Annotated in this window: 14 protein-coding genes and 1 tRNA gene; 13 read left to right on the top strand and 2 right to left on the bottom strand. The window is 66.9% G+C overall.

Annotated features, from left to right (window positions below; genetic code table 11):
- Positions 1-165 precede the first annotated feature (165 nt).
- The 8 genes from obgE to rplA all read left to right on the top strand — a co-directional run bounded on the left by obgE (position 166) and on the right by rplA (position 7899).
- Positions 166-1941 (top strand): GTPase ObgE, encoded by a 1776-nt coding sequence (obgE, locus tag F6S87_RS03690; RefSeq protein ID WP_163227258.1) that lies wholly within the window; start codon positions 166-168, stop codon positions 1939-1941.
- A 79-nt stretch (positions 1942-2020) separates the two neighbouring features.
- Positions 2021-3247 (top strand): pyridoxal phosphate-dependent aminotransferase, encoded by a 1227-nt coding sequence (locus tag F6S87_RS03685; protein WP_163227573.1) that lies wholly within the window; start codon positions 2021-2023, stop codon positions 3245-3247.
- A gap of 195 nt (positions 3248-3442) precedes the next feature.
- A tRNA-Trp gene (locus F6S87_RS03680) sits at positions 3443-3518 on the top strand.
- A gap of 208 nt (positions 3519-3726) precedes the next feature.
- The gene (gene secE, locus F6S87_RS03675) at positions 3727-3957 is read left to right on the top strand and encodes a preprotein translocase subunit SecE (protein ID WP_163227257.1); all 231 of its coding nucleotides are present in this window, start codon (positions 3727-3729) and stop codon (positions 3955-3957) included.
- 279 nt (positions 3958-4236) lie between these two features.
- Positions 4237-5388, top strand: a complete 1152-nt coding sequence (gene proB, locus F6S87_RS03670) for a glutamate 5-kinase (RefSeq protein WP_163227256.1) — start codon at positions 4237-4239, stop codon at positions 5386-5388.
- Positions 5389-5574: 186 nt separating this feature from the next.
- A complete protein-coding gene (gene nusG, locus F6S87_RS03665) occupies positions 5575-6495 on the top strand; it encodes a transcription termination/antitermination protein NusG (protein WP_163227255.1) in 921 nt (306 codons plus the stop codon).
- Positions 6496-6756: 261 nt separating this feature from the next.
- Positions 6757-7188 carry a 50S ribosomal protein L11 gene (gene rplK, locus F6S87_RS03660; RefSeq protein WP_163227254.1) on the top strand — a complete coding sequence of 144 codons (432 nt, stop codon included), beginning with the start codon at positions 6757-6759 and terminating at the stop codon, positions 7186-7188.
- A 21-nt stretch (positions 7189-7209) separates the two neighbouring features.
- Positions 7210-7899, top strand: a complete 690-nt coding sequence (gene rplA, locus F6S87_RS03655) for a 50S ribosomal protein L1 (RefSeq protein WP_163227253.1) — start codon at positions 7210-7212, stop codon at positions 7897-7899.
- Between the two features lie 370 nt (positions 7900-8269).
- Here rplA and F6S87_RS03650 read toward each other — a convergent pair whose 3' ends face one another.
- The gene (locus tag F6S87_RS03650; RefSeq protein WP_163227252.1) at positions 8270-9058 is read right to left on the bottom strand and encodes a PucR family transcriptional regulator; all 789 of its coding nucleotides are present in this window, start codon (positions 9056-9058) and stop codon (positions 8270-8272) included.
- A 135-nt stretch (positions 9059-9193) separates the two neighbouring features.
- Between F6S87_RS03650 and F6S87_RS08700 the strand changes: the two genes are divergently transcribed.
- The 3 genes from F6S87_RS08700 (at position 9194) to F6S87_RS03630 (ending at position 13805) form a co-directional block, all read left to right on the top strand.
- Positions 9194-11536, top strand: a complete 2343-nt coding sequence (locus F6S87_RS08700; RefSeq protein WP_231129317.1) for a DUF6020 family protein — start codon at positions 9194-9196, stop codon at positions 11534-11536.
- A 134-nt stretch (positions 11537-11670) separates the two neighbouring features.
- A complete protein-coding gene (locus tag F6S87_RS03635; protein ID WP_163227251.1) occupies positions 11671-12636 on the top strand; it encodes a biotin--[acetyl-CoA-carboxylase] ligase in 966 nt (321 codons plus the stop codon).
- Positions 12637-12647: 11 nt separating this feature from the next.
- A complete protein-coding gene (locus F6S87_RS03630; RefSeq protein WP_231129316.1) occupies positions 12648-13805 on the top strand; it encodes a biotin--[acetyl-CoA-carboxylase] ligase in 1158 nt (385 codons plus the stop codon).
- A gap of 194 nt (positions 13806-13999) precedes the next feature.
- Here the strand turns inward: F6S87_RS03630 and F6S87_RS03625 are convergent, their stop codons facing one another.
- Positions 14000-14683, bottom strand: coding sequence for a biotin transporter BioY (locus tag F6S87_RS03625; RefSeq protein WP_163227250.1), 684 nt, complete (start codon positions 14681-14683; stop codon positions 14000-14002).
- Between the two features lie 244 nt (positions 14684-14927).
- Between F6S87_RS03625 and F6S87_RS03620 the strand changes: the two genes are divergently transcribed.
- Complete coding sequence (locus F6S87_RS03620; protein ID WP_163227249.1) at positions 14928-16892, top strand: ATP-binding protein; 1965 nt, start codon at positions 14928-14930, stop codon at positions 16890-16892.
- 35 nt (positions 16893-16927) lie between these two features.
- Entirely contained in the window at positions 16928-18520 is a 1593-nt protein-coding gene (locus F6S87_RS03615; protein ID WP_407925109.1) for an acyl-CoA carboxylase subunit beta, read from the top strand.
- Positions 18521-18562: the final 42 nt, after the last annotated feature.

Below are 18562 nucleotides of genomic sequence, written 5' to 3'. Positions count from 1 at the left end.
TTGTGCTCCAGCGCGCGCTCGCTGCCTTCGGCAGCATCGGCGGTCGACCCTCAGCCTCGCTCCGCTCGGCAGCTCCCTTCCAGGGAGCTTCATCCAAAAACGCACGAATCGTTATCGTTTGCCAATACTGTCCAAACTGTTGGTGTTCAAGTAAAGTTGGGTTTCATGAGTGATTTTGTTGACCGCGTGAGCGTACACGTGAAGGGCGGCGACGGCGGCAACGGGTCGGCCGGCATCCGCCGCGAGAAGTACAAGCCGATGGCGGGGCCGAACGGCGGCAACGGCGGACGCGGCGGCTCGGTGATCTTCGTCGCCGATCCGAACGCCAACTCGCTGCTCGATTACCGCTTCATGCCACACCGCACGGCCGGCAACGGCACGATGGGTCTCGGCGACACGAAGGACGGCTCGCAGGGCGAGGACCTGCGGCTGCCGGTGCCGGTCGGCACCGTGATCTTCGAGGCCGTCGGCGGCGTCGGCGAGTCGAAGAAGCCGGGCACGCTGCTTGCCGACCTGCGGCATGCCGGCGACGAGTTCGTCGCGGCGGCCGGCGGCGCCGGCGGCCTGGGCAACGCGGCGCTGGCGAACAAGACGCGCCGTGCGCCGGGCTTCGCGCTGCTCGGCGAGCCGGGCGACGAACGCGACGTCATCCTCGAGCTCAAGTCGATCGCCGACGTCGCGCTCGTCGGCTTCCCGTCGGCCGGCAAGTCGTCGCTGATCGCCGCGATGAGCGCCGCGAAGCCGAAGATCGCCGACTATCCGTTCACGACGCTGGTGCCGAACCTCGGTGTCGTGCAGGCCGGCGACGTGCGCTACACGATCGCCGACGTGCCGGGCCTGATCCCCGGCGCCTCGCAGGGCAAGGGCCTCGGCCTCGAATTCCTGCGGCACATCGAGCGCACCGAGATCATTGCGCACGTCATCGATTGCGCGACGCTGGAGCCGGACCGCGACCCGCTGAGCGACTATTACGCGCTGGAAAAGGAGCTCGGCGAGTACGCTTCCGAGCTCGAACTGCCGCTCGGCGCGATCCCGATTCCGGAGCGTCCGCGCGTGATCATTCTGAACAAGGTCGACATGCCGGAGGCCAAGGAGCTCGCCGAGTTCGTTCGTCCTGAATTCGAGAAGCTCGACCTGCCGGTCTACGTCATCTCGACGGCGTCGCACGAGGGCCTCAAGGAACTCAACTTCGCGCTGGCGAAGCTCGTCTCGCAGATGCGCGAGGACGTGCGCGCCCGCGAAGCCGCCGCCGAGGAGGAGCGCGTCGTCATCAACCCGCTCGACCCGACGATGGGTCGCCAGCAGCCGGCCGGCAAGAAGGGCTTCGTCGCCGGCGTTCACGGGAACGATTCGTCCGCGTACGGCGCAGGTGCCGGTCGCATGGCTGGTGGCCGCGGCGGCGCAATGCCGGAGTTCACGATCGAGCGCGAGGACGACGGCCACGGCAACTTCTGGTGGTCCGTGCGGGGCCGCAAGCCGGAACGCTGGGTGATGCAGACGAACTTCGACAACGACGAGGCCGTCGGCTACCTCGCCGATCGGCTTGCCCGACTCGGCGTCGAGGACGCATTGCGCGCCGCCGGCGCTCATCCGGGCGACGAAATCCAGATCGGCCGGGGCGACCGCGCCGTCGCGTTCGACTGGGATCCGACGATCGCCGCCGGTGCCGAGATGCTCGACGGCACGCAGCTGGGCCAGCGCGGCTCGGACCTGCGACTCGAGGAAGAATCGGGCCGCGGACGCCGCCGCACGAACGCCGAGCGCCGCCGCGAATACCACGAGATGATGGACGCCCGCGCCGCCGTCCGCGCCGCGATGGCCGCCGAACGCCAGGCCGGCCACTGGGCCGACCCCACCGTCGACGACGACCGCCACGACGAAACTTCCCTCTTCGGCCGCGGCGACCCGGAAGAGTACGAGTCGGACGAGTCCGGCGAGTAAGTCTTTCCGGAAGAAGCTCCCTTCCAGGGAGCTTCTTCCCGTGACATCCCATTGTGTTGCTAGCATGGGGGCCATGACTATGGCTCAATGGCAGGCTCTTTCCGAGCGAATTGACAAGGTGTCCCCGAGCGCGACGCTGGCCGTCGACTCGAAGGCGAAGGCAATGAAGGCCGAAGGGATCGACGTGATCGGCTTCGGCGCGGGCGAACCGAACTTCGCCACCCCGGCGCCGATCGTCGAGGCGGCGGCGCTCGCCGTCCGCGACGTGCGCAACTACCGCTACACGCCGACGGCCGGCCTGCCGGAGCTGCGGCAGGCGATCGCCGACAAGACGCTGCGCGACTCGGGCTACGCCGTCGAGGCCGACCAGGTCGTCGTGACGAACGGCGGCAAGCAGGCGGTGTACGAATCGTTCCAGATCCTGCTCAACGACGGCGACGAAGTCATCATCCCGACGCCGTACTGGACGAGCTATCCGGAGGCGGTCAAGCTCGCCGGCGGCGTGCCGGTCGAGGTGTTCGCCGGCGCCGACGCCGACGGCGGCGCGTTCGAGCCGTCGATCGAGGCGATCGAGGCCGCGCGATCCCCGCGCACGAAGGCGATCATTGTCACGTCGCCGAACAACCCGACCGGCGCCGTCTGGTCGGAGCAGACGATCAGGGCGATCGGCGAGTGGGCCATCGAGCACCATGTCTGGGTCATCTCCGACGAAATCTACGAACACCTCAACTACGACGGCGCCCGCACCACCTACGTCGGCGCCGTGGTGCCGGAAGTGCGCGACCAGCTGATCGTCCTCAACGGCGTCGCGAAGACGTACGCGATGCCGGGCTGGCGCGTCGGCTGGATGGTGGCGCCCGCGCCGGTGGCCGCCGCCGCGTCCAAGCTGCAGGGCCACATGACGTCGAACGTCAACAACATCGCGCAGCGCGCCGCGCTCGAGGCAGTGTCGGGAACGCTGGAAGCCGTCGAGGACATGCGGCAGGCGTTCGACGCGCGCCGCAAGACGATCGTCCGGATGCTCAACGAGATCGACGGGGTGTCCTGCCCGACGCCGACCGGCGCGTTCTACGCGTTCCCGGACGTGCGCGGCCTGCTCGGCAAGCCGCTCGGCGCCAGCGGCACCGTCTGCGAGAGCTCGTCGGCGCTCGCGGCGCTATTGCTCGACGAAGCCCATGTCGCCGCCGTCCCCGGCGAGGCGTTCGGTGCCCCCGGCTACCTGCGCTTCTCCTACGCCGTCGCCGACGACGACATCGTCGAGGGCATCACCCGCTTCCAGCGCTGGGTCGCCGACTCGAAGCGGTGAGTTTTCTTCTTGCCTGCGCCGTTTTGTATGTCACCAACCCGGGCTGCAAGCTTGGGCTTGTGACATCCAAAACGCAATGGCAACACGCCGGACGGCAGGATTTTTCCGGAAGAATTGGACGAAGTCGGCTTCTCGGGTTATAGTTCTGTCTTGGCGGTTTTCGCCGGTCGGCTTCGGCTGGCCCGGAAATCCCGTAGGGATGTGGCGCAATTGGTAGCGCAACGGTCTCCAAAACCGTAGGTTGTGGGTTCGAGTCCCGCCGTCCCTGCCAGTCAAGGCCCGCGAGCGATCGCGGGCCTTTGCTTTTTCCTTGGGTGCTGACATGATGACGAGAGCATCGTTTCCGGAAATATGTCGAGAAACGGCGAATTCCAGTCACCGTGTGGACAAATATCGATCCCCGCGAGGTAGAGTGGAGCGAGTGTGCGACGGGGCCGCGCGACCGGCGCCGGCGACAAGGACTGATTACTGGAGGGAACATGGCTCGCAAAAAGATCGACGGCGAAGTCGCCGTGAAGCCGAACGTGTTCATGCGCATTGGCATGTTCATCAAGCAGATCATCACGGAACTCCGCAAGGTCGTCACGCCGACCCGCAAGCAGCTGTTCTTCTGGTCGCTCGGCGTGTTCATCTTCGTCGTCATCCTGATGATCGCCGTCACCGCGATGGACTTCGGCCTCGGCAACCTCGCGTTCCTGATCTTCGGCTGATTTTTGCACGATTCGCGCGAATCTATCTTTTTCACGTCACAAACCCGAGCCCCGCGCTCGGGTTTGCGACGTCTTGGGGGAATAATCCCCTGGAAGGGGATCGCTGAGGCGAAGCCGAAGCGAGGGGTCGACTTACGGGACGGAAGGTTGCGTTCCAGCGCGCTCTCGTCGCCTTCGGCGACGTCGGCGGTCGACCCTCAGGCTCGCTACGCTCGCCAGCTCCCTTCCAGGGAGCCGAGTTCCTTTTTGTGGCAGCCAAAACTTACAATGGTCGCGAAGATGTCGAGAGAGCAAAGGATTCGAACAGTGGATGAGCATAGCGTACGCGCGGCGGTGGCCGCGGCCCGGACCGTCGTCGTGAAGGTCGGCTCGAGTTCGCTCACGCTGCCGTCCGGCCATCTCGACCCGGAGAAACTCGAGGCGCTCGTCGGCGCGATCGCGCAGGTGCGGCTGCTCGGCGGGCGCGTTGTCCTCGTGTCCTCCGGCGCCATCGCCGCCGGCTTCGGCCCGCTCGGCTTCGAGTCGCGGCCGACCGACATCGCCGTCCAGCAGGCCTGCGCCTCCGTCGGCCAGGGACTGCTGATGATGAAGTACGAGACGGCCTTCGCGCGGTACGGCGTCAAGGTCGGGCAGCTGCTGATCACGGCGGAAGACACGATTCGTTCCCAGCAGTACCGCAGCGCGCGACGGACGATGGAGACGATGCTCGACCTCGGCATCGTGCCGATCGTCAACGAGAACGACGCGCTGGCCAGCAACGAGATCCGCTTCGGCGACAACGACCGGCTGTCGGCGCTCGTCGCGAACATGGTGCGCGCCGACGCGCTCGTGCTGCTCACCGACGTCGACGGGCTGTACACGGCGCCGCCGAGCGAGCCGGGCGCGCAGCGCGTCTCCTACGTCGAGAACGTCGCCGACATGATCGACTCGATCAAGGTCGGCGGGTCGGACAGCGGCGTCGGCACCGGCGGCATGGTGACGAAGCTGGAGGCCGCACGCATGGCGTCCGTCTCCGGCATTCCGGCGATCCTGACGTCGGCGCCGACCGCCGGTCCGGCGCTGATGGGCGATCCGGTCGGCACGGCGTTCGCGCCGGTGCGCCGCCGCGGCAACTCGAAGCGGCTGTGGATCAAGTTCGCGTCGTACCCGAAGGGCACGCTGATCGCCGATGCCGGCGCCGCGAAGGCCGTGCGCGGCGGCCGCGCGTCGCTGCTGTCCGCCGGCGTGCTGGAGGCGCGCGGCGAGTTCTCCGCCGGCGACGCCGTCTGGATCGACAACGAAGCCGGCGAGCACCTCGCCCGCGGCCTCGTCGCCTTCGATTCCGAGGAAGTCCCGCACATGCTCGGCCGCACCACGTCCCAGCTCCACCGCCTGCTCGGCGAGGAATACGCGCACCCGCTCGTGCACCGGGACAACCTCGTGCTGGTGTGAATCAGGCGAATCGTTCCAAATAAAGCTCCCTGGCGTCCGCCGCTGAAATATGCAAACGCGAGCTGGCGAGCGTTTGCGGCGCTTCCGGGAGCTATGTCCCCGATGTCAAGAAAGACTCGTATGCTGGAAGGTCGGAATACCGTACTTTCATTGTTCACATCCTGACTGCCGACGTAAGGTGATTGCATGACTGAAGAAAATCTTGAGAACGCGGCTGTCGCCGCCGCCGAAGCCGAAGCCGAGACGGCTGCCGACGCCGCCGAGCGCGAGGCCGAGACCGTCGAGGCCGGCGAGGACGTCATCGACCAGATCGAGGCCGAATCGCTCAGCGAGGACGTCGCCGAGGGCGAGGCGTACGACGAAGTCAAGGAACGCCAGGACGAGCAGGATCTCGACGCGATCGCCGAGGGTGCCGCCGAGGCCGCCGTCTCCGCCGAGGAGGCCGAGTCGGGCGAGGAGGACACCGACGCCGAGGCCGCCGTCGAGCTCGATGCCGGCGAGCAGGCCGTCAAGGACTTCTCGCAGTCGCTGCGCACGCTCGAGGGCAAGTGGTACGTGCTGCACACGTACTCCGGCTACGAGAAGCGCGTGAAGAGCAACATCGAGTCGCGCGTGGCCTCGTTCGGTCTCGAGGACCAGATCTTCCAGGTCGAGGTCCCGATGGAGGAAGTCGAGAAGCACACCGAGAAGGGCAAGAAGGTCGTCACCCGCGTGCGCGTGCCGGGCTACGTGCTCATCCGCATGTGGCCGGACGAGAACGCCCGCCGCATTGTCCGCGAGACCGAGGGCGTGACCGGCTTTGTCGGCCCGTCCCGCGAGCCGGCGCCGCTGAGCCGCAAGGAAGTCGTCCAGATGATGGCGCCGATGATCGCGTCGCAGGCACTCAAGCAGGCCGGCGACAAGCCGGCGGCCGCCAAGAAGCGCACGCTGGAAGTCTCCTACAAGGTCGGTGACCAGGTCACCGTCACCGACGGCCCGTTCGCGTCGATGGCCGCCGTCGTCTCCGACGTCGAGCCGACCACGCAGAAGCTCACCGTCCTCGTCTCGATCTTCGGCCGCGACACGCCGGTCGAGCTCGGCTTCGACCAGGTCGAGCAGCTCGACTGAGGTATCTGGAACGATTCATCCGTTCCTGTTGATGCCTTGTTGATGTCGCAAACCCGGGCTACCGGCCCGGGTTTGCGACATCTTTTTGGTTGTTGCGGTATGTCGGGAAGGGGTGGCATACTGGGGAAGTTGTGTCTGGAGGAGATTCGGACGTGAGCATCGTCCGGAAGTCCGCTGGAACAGCCAACGAAATATCCGAAGCGGAAGGTCGGCGCGCGACGCAGGCCGCTTGTACCGCTGGAAAGAAAGAAGAACCATACTATGGCTCCCAAGAAGAAAGTCTCGGCGCTGATCAAGCTCCAGATTGAAGCTGGCAAGGCCAACCCGGCCCCGCCGCTGGGCCCGGCCCTGGGCTCGCACGGCGTGAACATCATGGACTTCTGCAAGGCGTACAACGCCCAGACGCAGGACAAGATGGGCCAGGTCATCCCGGTCGAGATCACCGTCTACGAAGACCGCTCCTTCACCTTCATCCTCAAGACCCCGCCGGCCGCCGACCTGCTGAAGAAGGCCGCCGGAATCAAGAAGGGCACCGACAACCCGCTGACCCACAAGGTCGGTTCGGTCACCAAGGCCCAGGTCCGTGAGATCGCCGAAACCAAGATGGCCGATCTGTCCGCCCGCGACATCGAAGCCGGCATGAAGATCATCGAGGGCACCGCGCGCTCGATGGGTATCACGGTTACCGAGTGAGCTTGAGAGGATAGAAGACAAATGGCTAAGCACTCCAAGAAGTATCGCGAAGCGGCCGAGCGCATCGACCGTAACAACCTGTACACGCCGGAAGAGGCCATCGCGCTGCTGAAGACGCTGCCGACGTTCAACTTCGACCAGTCGGTCGAGGCCGTCCTGCGCCTCAACGTCGACCCGCGCAAGGCCGACCAGCTCATCCGTGGCTCGGTCAACCTGCCGAACGGTACCGGCAAGACCGCCAAGGTCCTCGTCTTCGCCCGTGGCCCGAAGGCCACCGAGGCCCTCGAGGCCGGCGCCGACATCGTCGGTGACGACGATCTCGTCCAGAAGGTCGCCGACGGCTTCCTCGACTTCGACGCCGTCGTCGCCACCCCGGACATGATGGGCAAGGTCGGTCGTCTCGGCCGCGTCCTCGGTCCGCGTGGCCTGATGCCGAACCCGAAGACCGGCACGGTGACCATGGACGTCACCAAGGCCGTCAAGGACATCAAGGGCGGCAAGGTCGACTTCCGCGTCGACAAGAACGGCAACCTGAGCTTCCTGTTCGGCAAGCTCTCGTTCACTGCCGAAGCTCTCGACGAGAACTTCCGCGCCGTTGCCGACGAGATCAAGCGCCTGAAGCCGTCGACGGTCAAGGGTCGCTACATCACGAAGGCCACGATCACCGCCACGATGGAGCCGGGCATCCCGGTCGACACCGCCGCCATCTGATCGCCGGCTTGATGCTGGCTACCGATTGATGCCGCGTCCCCCTGCGCGCCCTCGCTTCCTTAAGATGCGGAACGCCGCCCGCCTCATGGTTTCTGGGCCCGCGGTCAATACGCTTCTGGGCGAACCGGCGCGGAGTGCGAACGGCATATAATCGGTGGCGTAAGTGGCTTCGGCTACTTCATGCACACATCGCTTCCGGCCCCGCAGGGTTTCCTGCGGGGCCGGAAGTTTTTTCGTTGGTGTTGTTTTTGGGCAAGATTGCGTTCCAGCGCGCTCTCGTCGCCTTCGGCGACGTCGGCGGTCGACCCTCAGCCTCGCTACGCTCGGCAGCTCCCTTCCAGGGCGCTCCTTGCCGTGATGTTACGTGATGTTACCGGTCCCGCATGCGGCCGATGGCGATGGCGGTGGCGAGGACGAAGGCGTCCCGCGGATCGGTGGCGTCCCAGCCGATCGTCTCGGCGGCGCGCTTCAGGCGATAGCGGACCGTGTTCGGGTGGACGTTGAGGTCGCGGGCGGTCGCCTCGAGCGAGCCGCCGTGGTTGAGAAACGTGGAGACGGTCAGGTAGGTCGGATCGTCGTCCGACTCGCCGCGCAGGACCGCGTAGACGTTGTAGTAGAGCTCCTCGCGGGCGTAATCGTCGCCGAGCAGCGCGCGCTCCGGCAGCAGCTCGTCGCCGCGGATCGGGCGCTCGGGGGACGGCAGCGCCGGCGCGGCCTGCAGCGAGAACAATGTCTCGCGGACGGCCTGGACGGCGCCGGGGACGTTCGAGCGCATCGTCGACAGGTAGACGGGCGACGCGTCGGCGAAGACGCCGGCGTCCAGCAGCGCCGCGCAGGTCGCTTCCGGCGTGACGGTGGCGTTCGCGCGGATGGCGGCGATGACGAACGTGCCGTACACGCCGAACACGACGCGGCGACCGCCGAGATCGGCGACGACGCGGCGGAGGGCGGCGAGCGCGGCGGCCGGATTGCCGCCGGCCGGCTCGCCGCCGACGGCGAAGCAGTCGAAGTCGCCGAGCCAGCCGAGGATGTTCATCAGCGACACGATGCGGTCGTCGGCCAGCCCGTGCACGAGGCACTCGAACGCCAGCCGCTCGATCGTCGCATCGTCGGTGCGGCCGCCGAGCAAGTCCAGAACGTCACCTTGATCAGAATCCATGCGCCCAGTCTATCCAGCTTCCTTGAGAAGGAGGAAGTACGGAAGCGTAGGTTTTGTGGGGGTTGGCGACGGCAAAAAGATTCGTGACATCGGGCGAGGACAGCTCATTCGGCGCTCCGGCTAGAATCGCTTCCTATGACTAGTTCCCCCAGCTCTTCCGACAACCGTGCCTCCATGTCCGGCGACAGCGCAGCGGCCTCGGCGCCGGTGCACCGCGGGCGCGAGCGCGCCGGGTCGGTGTTTCGCTGGGGCGTGGCGGTGCTCGCATGCCTGTGGATCTCGTGGTGCACGTGCATCGGCCCGATCATGCGCTCGGACGTCGGTCTCGCGGCATTCGGCGTCAAGAACGTGCTGATCTTCATCGCGGCGTTCGCCGTGACGTTCGGGATCGTGCTCGGGCTGCGCTGGCTGGGCTTGCGGCCGGCACGACGGATGGCCGACAGGACCGGGGGAGCGGTCACTGCGGACGCCGCGGACAGCGCCGGCAACGCCGGGAAGGCCGGGAAGGCGTCCGGCCGGGCGAATCGTGCCGAATATGTGCGCAAGCTGCTGTCCGGCAAGCTCAGGATGCCGGCGAAGCTCGCGCAGCCGCACCCCCGGCTGCGCAAGTTCGCGGCGGCGTGCGCGAGGATCGTGACGAAGGCGACCGACCGGTGGTGGAAGCTGTGGCTGATTTTCCTGATCGGCTGGCTGTGGGTGCCGGCGACGCTGCTGACGGCGTACGGCGCCGACATCAACTCGCAGGCGCGCGAGTTCAGCTGGGCATGGAACCAGTGGATCGGGATCAAGGAGCCGTACATCGGGTTCTTCTCGTTCGTCCCGATGGACATCTATCCGACGGCGCACTACCTGTGGCCGAGCACGACGACCTACCTGACCGACCAGCACAACATCGTGCTGACGGTGTTCTACGGCGCCGTCGCCGCGATTTCCCGCTACTTCACCGGCTCGAACGACGCCGGCTACGTCACGCTGTCGGCGCTGCAGTGGCTGTTCGCGACGTTCGCCGTCGCGTCGTGCGCGAACCGGTTCTTCAACGTGCCGTGGGTGCGCCGAAAAGCATTGAACGATTCGCACGATTCGCGCGGTACCTGTGTTTCACGTGACCGATTCCGCCGGCCCGAGCTCGGCGCCGGCTGGACGCAGGTCGACTTCGCGCACCCGGAGCGGGGCGTGCGGATGGCGACCGGCACGGGCGCTTGCGCGGCGGCCTGCGCAACGGGAGCCGCCGACCGCGGCAACCGGCCCGCGAAGGCGATCGCGCGATTCCTCATCGTGCTGTTCTTCCTGACGTGCCCGCTCGTGCTGTTCTCGACGATCTCGATCACGAAGAGCCCGCTGTTCGCGTTCGGCTTCGTGTGGTGGTTCGGCTGCCTGTACGAGATGTACATGACGACGAAACCCAAGCGGAAGCGGGACAGGACTGGTTACTCCCCCCGAAACCGCTCCGCGGTTTCGACCCCCTCTGAAGAGGGGGTCGCCGAGCCGATGACGAAGCGGGGGGAGTCCCCGGAGCGGGTGCGCAGGTCGACCGTCGTTGCGATGGTGCTGTCGGTGTGCGTCATGCTCATTTCGGCGAAATACGCGTGGTACATTCTCGTCGCGCAGATCGTGCTCGCCATCCTCGCCGACCGTCGCCGCTGGAAGTTCTACCTGGCGACAATGCTGCTGCCCGTCATCGTCATCCACGGCGGCACGATGGCGCTCGTCGCGACCGGCAAGATCATCGACGGCGACCCGATCGAGAGCAAGGGCGTGCAGATCCAGATGATCGCGCGCGTGGCGAAGTACGATCCGGAATCCATCCCGCAGTCCGCCCGCGACAAGCTCGAGCCGATCTTCAACCTCGACCAGATGGCCGAGGCGTACTCGCGACAGGACGCCGATCCGGTCAAGTCGTCCGGCATCCAGTCGAAGAAGGTGAGCTACAAGTGGCGCACCGTCACGGCCGAGGACATGAAGCAGTTCAACTCGGCGTGGCTCGAGATCGTCGAGGCGAGCCCGCGCGTCGCCATCGACGCGTTCTTCATGGAATGCTACGGCTACTTCGACATCTTCGATCCGCCGTACGTCGAGATGACCTACTACGTCAACAACGACTACGTGCAGGGGTCGAGCACGTGGATCAAGGACTACAACCACGAGTGGCGCGACACGGTCGCCGGCTCGGTGTTCAGCTGGAGCAGGATTCCGGTGCTCGGATGGTACGTGCACGGCAACTTCTACGTGACGCTGACGTTGCTCGTCGGTGCCGCCGAGCTCGTCCTGCGCCGCTGGAGGACGCTCGCCTGGCACATGCCACTGCTGATCCTGATGGGTGTCATGGTGATGGCCCCGGCCAACAACTTCGAGCGCCACATGCTCCCGCTCGTCTTCGTCTTCGGCTTCCTGCTGCTGCAGTTCTACCGCGACAGCCACCGCTACGCGCGGCGCGATGAGGAAAAGCGCCCTGGAAGGGAGCCGAAAAAGACGGTGTAAGCCGATGGTGAAAAACCTTTGACCACTATGTAGTCGCATGCCTAGTCGAATTAGACTGTTCTCGCTAGACTGTCGAAGCGTGCCACCGGCTATGGGAGCGGGCCGGCACCTCTGGACCTATCGAGAGGGAAGCGATGAAGCTGCAGAACTTGATGGCGTTGCGGGCGATGGAGCCCCGCCTTGCCGAAAGCGGCGCGGTCGCGCGGTTCGTCCGCGTGCTCGACGCCGTGGATTCCACCGACCGCGAAGCCAGGCGCCTGCTGGCGGACGAATCGTTCGTCAGGTCGCTGGCGTACGACGGCGATTCCTGCGGCGAACTCGGCACCATTACCGACCCGCGGCAGCTTGACGACGCGACGATCACGGCGAACTCCGGCCACGGCATCGGCGCCGTCGTCGCCGACTTCGAGCTCGAGCCGCACGGCCGTTTCGGCCGCCGGTGGGTGAGCATTCCCGGCCAGTCGCTGTCGATGACGCTCGTCACGCTCGTGCCGACGGCGCTCGTCGACGACGCGGCGCTGCGTGGCTGGCTCGCGCCGGTCGGCTGCCTCGCCCTGATCGACGCAATTCGCGGCGTCGTCGGCGCGAGCGGCGCGGCGAGCGCCGACGGGCTGCGCGGCCTGACGCTGAAGTGGCCGAACGACATCTATCTCAACGGGTTGCGGCTCGGCAGCGTCAACGTCGACGCCGTGCCGGTCGACGGCGTGCCCGGCCATACGGCGATCGTCTATTCGTTCGGCGCGAACCTGACCGTCCGCGCCGACTACCTGCCGACGCCGCAGGCGACGTCGCTGCGCATGCACGTCGGCAAGCTACCGGCGTTCGAGCGGCTGCGCGACGAAATCGTCGCCGAGACGATGCGTGCGCTCAACGTCCGGCTCATCGAGCTGTCGGCCGAGCCGAGCTTCGCGCGCGTGCGCTTCCACGACGAGGCGCAACGGCTGTGCCCGATGCGCGGCCGCGTCGTCACGTTCCAGCTCGACGACGGCAGCCGCCTCGGCGGCCGGATCGTCGCGCTGAACGACGACGCGTCGATCACGATGGAAACGTCCGACGGCCCGCACGTCCTGCGCACCGTCGACGTCGGCATCATGGCGTAAGTATTCCTGACATGACTGTTTCCCGGACGCCCGAGCCGTTGCCATTGACCCGCGAAGTGGCGGGGGACGTGCGGTGGCTGGCGTCGGTCGACTCGACGAACCGGCTGGCCGCGCAGCTCGCGGCGAGCGGCGAGCTCAACAGGGTCCTGCCGGGAAAGTACGCCGGAAACCTGAACGATTCGCGCGTGGAGGCGGGGCCCGACGATGCGGCCGGACGCCGGCCCGTGGCCGTCATTGCCGCCGGCGAACAGACGGCGGGGCGCGGCAGGCTCGATCACAAGTGGGAGAGCCGGCCGGGAGAATCGTTCATTGTCTCGTTCGTCACCGCCGTGCCGCGACGGCTGGCGACCGACCCGGGCGTCGCCGGCTGGCTCCAGATGATCGCCGGTCTCGCCACCGTGGACGCGTTGCGGGAAGTATTGCGTGTGTTCCCGCCCCAACCACGCTCGTCCTCCCCTTCCTCCTCTTTCTCTTCCTCTTCCGGATGTCACGAGCCGGTTCCCGGGGAACCGACTCGTGACATCGAACAGGGAATGCGACTGAAGCTCAAGTGGCCGAACGACATCTTTGCCGTCGAGACCGTCGGCAACGGTGCCAGTGAAGGTCGCAAGCTCGGCGGCATTCTCGCGCAGATGGTGTCGCTCGACGGCGTGGCTGCCGCGGGCAACGCGGCGGATGGCGAGCCGATGGTCGCGATCGTGTTCGGCATCGGTCTCAACCTGGCCATTCCGGCCGACCGGCTGCCGACGCCGCAGTCGACGTCGCTACAGCTCATCGCGCCGGCCGTCGCCAAATTCCTGGAGGCTTCGTCCGCCAGTCACGACTCCGCGGCAGCGACCGCGGAACTGACCGACCGGATTGCGGCCGGAATCGTGACCCGTCTGGACGACCTGCTGCACGAGTTCCGCCGGGATACGCCGGGCACGGTCACGCGCCTGCTGCGGAGAATGACGGGGGAAGGAGCAGCCGCGAGCCGGGATGGCGTGGCGGAAGATGCCATGACGGCCGGCGAATGCTGGACGATCGGGCGCGAAGTCGAGGTCCATTACGTCGACGGCTCGGCGGAGCGCGGCACGGCTGTCGGCCTCAACGCGGATGCGTCGTTGCAATTCCGCACGGCCGACGGCCAACTCAAGCCCGTCACCACCGCCGACGTCGGCGTGCTGTAAGCGGCGCAATCCCGTAAACGCGTGGTTTGGAAGGACTGTGCTGGATTCCTTCCGGAATGCGCGGAATCATGGGGGTTTGCGTGTGAAATGGAAGGACTGTGCTGGATTCCTTCCGGAATGCGCGGAATCATGGGGGTTTGCGTGTGAAATGGAAGGACTGGAATTAGGTCCTTCCAAAAACCACGCAAGCGATATTAACGACGTGTCAGCTTCAGGATGCCGGCAGCGGACAGCGAGGCGATGACGGCCTTGAGCAGGTCGCCGGGCACGAAGGTCATCGAGGCGGCGAACACGGTGGTCAGTGGCAGGCGGGTGAGCCAGGCCTGGACGAGGATGCCGAACACGTAGTCGACGACAATGCAGCCGGCGATGGCGGCCACCAGGTAGCGCGTGACCGTGAGCACCGTGCGCAGGGCGCGGCCGGACTGGACGGACTGGATGGACTGGCCCGACTGGACGGACTGACCGGACTGGGCAGCCGGCCGGCGGCCCTTGAGGGCGGCCGTCACCAGCACGGCGGGCAGGAAGCCGAACAGGAAGCCGGCACTGGGACCGACCAGCGACAGCGTCGAGCCGCCGTTGGCGAAGACCGGCAGTCCCGCGGCGCCCATTGACAGGTACAGCACGACGGCGCCGGCGGCTTGACGCCAGTCAAGCGTCAGCGCGGCGAGCATGACGACGAACGTCTGCAGCGTGATCGGGACCGGGCTGCCGGGGATCGGGATCGTGCCGGCGGCCGTCGCCAGCCACAGCAGGCCGGCGAAGACGACGGACGGCACGGCCTTCGGCAGCAGTCGCGCGGCGAGCGTGCGGGCGGAAACGATTCGGGAATCCGTCTGGACAGATGTTGTCTCGACATGGGAATTGTGCGTGGGCATGGATGCTCCTTGGACCGCGAGCGCATCTCGCGGAAACGGCAATCTGACTGGAAAACGGTGCCGGCGGCGACGGACGAATCGTGCCGAGGAAGACGAGAGAAACGGCACGGCGATCGCCGCCGGACGTTCGCCAGCTTAGCGGGCGGCGCCAGTCGCCCGGTTTGTGACGTTGGACAAAAGCGAGACGGAAGTTTTGTGATTTCCGAGTCGGCGGGAGCGGCGGATCCGGAGAACAGTGGGAACCATGCCTAATCATGTCACCAAACTGCTGGTCGCCAACCGCGGGGAAATAGCCCTGCGCGTGGTGCGCACCGCGAAGGAGATGGGAATCCCGACCGTCGTCGTCTACGCCGAGCAGGATCGCCACGCGCAGTATGTCGCGATGGCCGACGAAGCCTACCTGCTGAGCGGCGACACCTACGCGGAGACCTATCTCAACGAAGACAAGCTCATCGACATCCTCGGCCGCAGCGGCGCCGACGCCGTCCACCCCGGCTACGGATTCCTGTCGGAAGTCGCGAGCTTCGCGCGGCGGGTCGCGGCGGCCGGGGCGACATGGGTCGGGCCGAGCCCGAAGGCGCTCACCGACCTCGGCGACAAGATTTCCGCCCGCAAGGTCGCCGTCTACGCGAAGGTGCCGCCGGTCCCCGGCATTTCCCACTCGCTGACCGACATGCGCGTGCTGCTCGACTTCGCGCACACGCACGGCTATCCGCTGATGCTCAAGCGCACCGACGGTGGCGGCGGTCGCGGCATCACGCTCGTCAAGTCCGACGACGAACTGCGCGGCTTCTACATGAGCCACGACGCGCTGCAGGGCGGCGACCTCGACGAGTACTTCGTCGAACGGTTCATCGACCATGGCCGCCACGTCGAGACGCAGTGCGGCCGCGACTCCCACGGCAACTTCACCGTCTATTCGACGCGCGACTGCTCGGTCCAGCGGCGCAACCAGAAACTCATCGAGGAGGCGCCGGCGCCATTCCTGAACGATTCGACCGTGCAGACCCTGCACGAATACTCGCAGCGACTGTTCGAGGCCGTCGGGTACGTGGGCCTCGGCACCTGCGAGTTCATGGTCACGGAGACCGGGAAGGTCTACTTCCTCGAGGTCAATCCGCGCCTGCAAGTCGAGCACACCGTCTCCGAGGAAGTGTGCGGACTGGATCTCGTGCGCGAGCAGCTGACGATTGCCGCCGGCGGCGAGCTGACGCCGGCCCCCGCGTCGCGCGGCCACAGCTTCGAGCTGCGCATCACGTCGGAGGATCCGGCGACGAACCTCGTGCCGTCGGCCGGCACGATCACGAGGATCGTCTGGCCGTCCGGGCCGGGCGTGCGCGTCGACTCCGGCGTCGTCGAGGGCGACACGATCTCCCCGAAGTTCGATTCGATGATGGGCAAGCTCATCGTCACGGCGCAGGACCGCCCGACCGCGATCGCACGGGCGCGGCGCGCGCTCGCGGAACTCAGGATCGAGGGCGTGCCGACGCCGTGCCCGCTGTACGAAACGATCTTCAACGATCCCGACTTCACGGCGGGCGCCGACGAGAACGGCATCGTGCACGACTACGCCGTCTCGACGAAGTGGCTCGAACGCAAGTACCTGAACCGCGAACCGAAGTCCGGCGCCGCCGGACAGCCGGCGTCGCTGGCCGGCGCCGGCGCGGCGGCGCTCGCGGGCGGTGCCGCGGCCGCCGCCGGTACTGCCGGTGCCGCCGGGAGCGCCACCGGACTGGTGGCCGCCGGGAAGCCGTCGTCCGAGGAGTTCGTCATCGAGATGAACGGCCGGCGCGTGGCGCTGACGATCCCGACCGACGTCGTCGAGACACTGACCGGCGCCGCCCGCGCGCGGCATGCGACGGCGGTCCGGCAGCCGCTGCGTGGCCAGGGCCTGCACCATGTCGACCGGGGCCGCGGCGCCGGCGCCGACCATGACGAGCGCTCCGGCGTCATCGCGTCGCCGATGCAGGCGCTCGTCACCCGCATCACCGTCGCCGAAGGCCAGGAAGTCTCGAAGGGGGACCTGCTGGTGGTGCTGGAGTCCATGAAGATGGAGAACTACGTCTACGCCCCGGTCAACGGCACCGTCCGCAAGATCTCCGTCTCCCCGGCCACCGGCGTCGAGGCCGGCCAGACGCTGCTCACGCTCGACGTGGACGGCGCTTCTCACGGGAAGTCCAATGACAAGCACGAGGGGGAAGCCAAGTGACGGACATCATTTCTTCACCGGCAGTGTCCACCGTCATCGACCACGGGCCGGACGGGACGGACGAATCGCTCGAGGACAACAATCGCCAGCCGATCCGCGCGAACGTCATCCAGGCGGCGAAGCTCGCGCGCGACGCCGAGACGAAGGCGCGCGACAAGCAGCATGTCAAGGGCAAGCTGACGGCGCGCGAGCGGCTCGACCTGCTGCTGGACACCGGATCGTTCGAGGAAATCGGGAGGTTCAGCGGCGGCAACATCAACGGAAACGTCGCCGGCGCCGCCGTCATCACCGGCTTCGGCGAAGTGTACGGCCGCAAGGTCGCCGTCTACGCGCAGGACTTCTCGGTCAAGGGCGGCACGCTCGGCGTGGCGGAAGGCAAGAAGATCTGCCGGCTGATGGACGCCGCGATCGAGCTGAAAATCCCGGTCGTCGCGCTGATCGACTCCGGCGGCGCGCGCATCCAGGAAGGCGTCGCCGCGCTGACGCAGTACGGCCACCTGTTCCGGAAGACGTGCGACGCGAGCGGCTTCATTCCGCAGATCTCGCTGATCCTCGGCCCGTGCGCCGGCGGCGCCGTCTACTGCCCGGCGCTGACCGACCTCATCATCATGACGCGCGAGAATTCCAACATGTTCGTCACCGGCCCCGACGTCATCAAGTCCACCACCGGCGAGTCGATCTCGATGGAGGACCTCGGCGGCGGCACCGTCCACAACACGACGAGCGGCGTGGCCCACTACCTCGGCGAGGACGAGGCCGACGCGATCGACTACGCGCGCACCGTGCTCTCCTACCTGCCGAGCAACGCCGGCGAACAGCCGCCGACCTACTCCTACATGGCCACGCGCGCCGACCGCGAAGTCGCCGCCAGGCTCGCGACGATCGTGCCGGACAACGACCGGCAGCCGTACGACATGACCGACGTCATTCGCTGCGTCGTCGACTACGGCGAGTTCGTCCAGGTGCACGAGCTGTTCGCCGGCTCGGTCGTCGTCGGGTTCGCCTGCATCGACGGCCATCCGGTCGGCGTCGTCGGCAACCAGCCGCTCGTCAACGCCGGCTCGCTCGACGTCGACGCGTCGGAGAAACTGGCACGATTCGTCCGCCTCTGCGACTGCTTCAACCTGCCGGTCGTCACGCTGGTCGACACGCCCGGATACAAGCCGGGCGCCGAACAGGAGCACGCCGGCATCATCCGGCGCGGCGCCAAGGTCATCTACGCGTACGCCAACGCGCAGGTGCCGCTCGTCACCGTCATCGTGCGCAAGGCGTTCGGCGGCGCGTACATCGTCATGGGCTCGAAGGCGATCGGCGCCGACCTCAACTACGCGTGGCCGTCGTCGCAGATCGCCGTGCTGGGCGCGACCGGCGCCGTCAACATCATCCACCGGCGCGACATCCAGAAGGCCAAGGACGCCGGAAAGGACGTCGACGCCGTCCGTGCCGAATACGCCGCCGAATACGAACGCACGACCGTCAACGCCAACCTGTCGATGGAAACCGGCGAGATCGACGCGATGATCGACCCCGAGCAGACGCGCGAAGTCCTCGAGCAGGCCCTGCGTCTGCTCGCCTCCAAGCGGAGGGTGAAGCGCACCGGCAAGCACCACGGCAACCAGCCGCTGTAGGGACCCAAAGACCCGGAAACCATCCGGAAACCGAAGAATCGT

Origin of the sequence: Bifidobacterium choloepi, assembly GCF_010667615.1 — a bacterium.
GTDB lineage: Bacteria > Actinomycetota > Actinomycetes > Actinomycetales > Bifidobacteriaceae > Bifidobacterium > Bifidobacterium choloepi.
Note: the sequence above shows the minus strand (reverse complement) of the source record. Positions and strands in the feature narration are given on the sequence as shown.

Bases quoted from the DNA above. Each gene is read 5' to 3' on its own strand.
- obgE (WP_163227258.1), top strand. From the start codon at position 166: ATGAGTGATTTTGTTGACCGCGTGAGCGTACACGTGAAGGGCGGCGAC.
- F6S87_RS03685 (WP_163227573.1), top strand. From the start codon at position 2,021: ATGGCTCAATGGCAGGCTCTTTCCGAGCGAATTGACAAGGTGTCCCCG.
- F6S87_RS03630 (WP_231129316.1), top strand. From the start codon at position 12,648: ATGACTGTTTCCCGGACGCCCGAGCCGTTGCCATTGACCCGCGAAGTG.
- F6S87_RS08700 (WP_231129317.1), top strand. From the start codon at position 9,194: ATGACTAGTTCCCCCAGCTCTTCCGACAACCGTGCCTCCATGTCCGGC.
- secE (WP_163227257.1), top strand. From the start codon at position 3,727: ATGGCTCGCAAAAAGATCGACGGCGAAGTCGCCGTGAAGCCGAACGTG.
- rplK (WP_163227254.1), top strand. From the start codon at position 6,757: ATGGCTCCCAAGAAGAAAGTCTCGGCGCTGATCAAGCTCCAGATTGAA.
- F6S87_RS03620 (WP_163227249.1), top strand. From the start codon at position 14,928: ATGCCTAATCATGTCACCAAACTGCTGGTCGCCAACCGCGGGGAAATA.
- F6S87_RS03635 (WP_163227251.1), top strand. From the start codon at position 11,671: ATGAAGCTGCAGAACTTGATGGCGTTGCGGGCGATGGAGCCCCGCCTT.
- F6S87_RS03650 (WP_163227252.1), bottom strand. From the start codon at position 9,058: ATGGATTCTGATCAAGGTGACGTTCTGGACTTGCTCGGCGGCCGCACC.
- nusG (WP_163227255.1), top strand. From the start codon at position 5,575: ATGACTGAAGAAAATCTTGAGAACGCGGCTGTCGCCGCCGCCGAAGCC.
- F6S87_RS03625 (WP_163227250.1), bottom strand. From the start codon at position 14,683: ATGCCCACGCACAATTCCCATGTCGAGACAACATCTGTCCAGACGGAT.
- rplA (WP_163227253.1), top strand. From the start codon at position 7,210: ATGGCTAAGCACTCCAAGAAGTATCGCGAAGCGGCCGAGCGCATCGAC.
- proB (WP_163227256.1), top strand. From the start codon at position 4,237: ATGTCGAGAGAGCAAAGGATTCGAACAGTGGATGAGCATAGCGTACGC.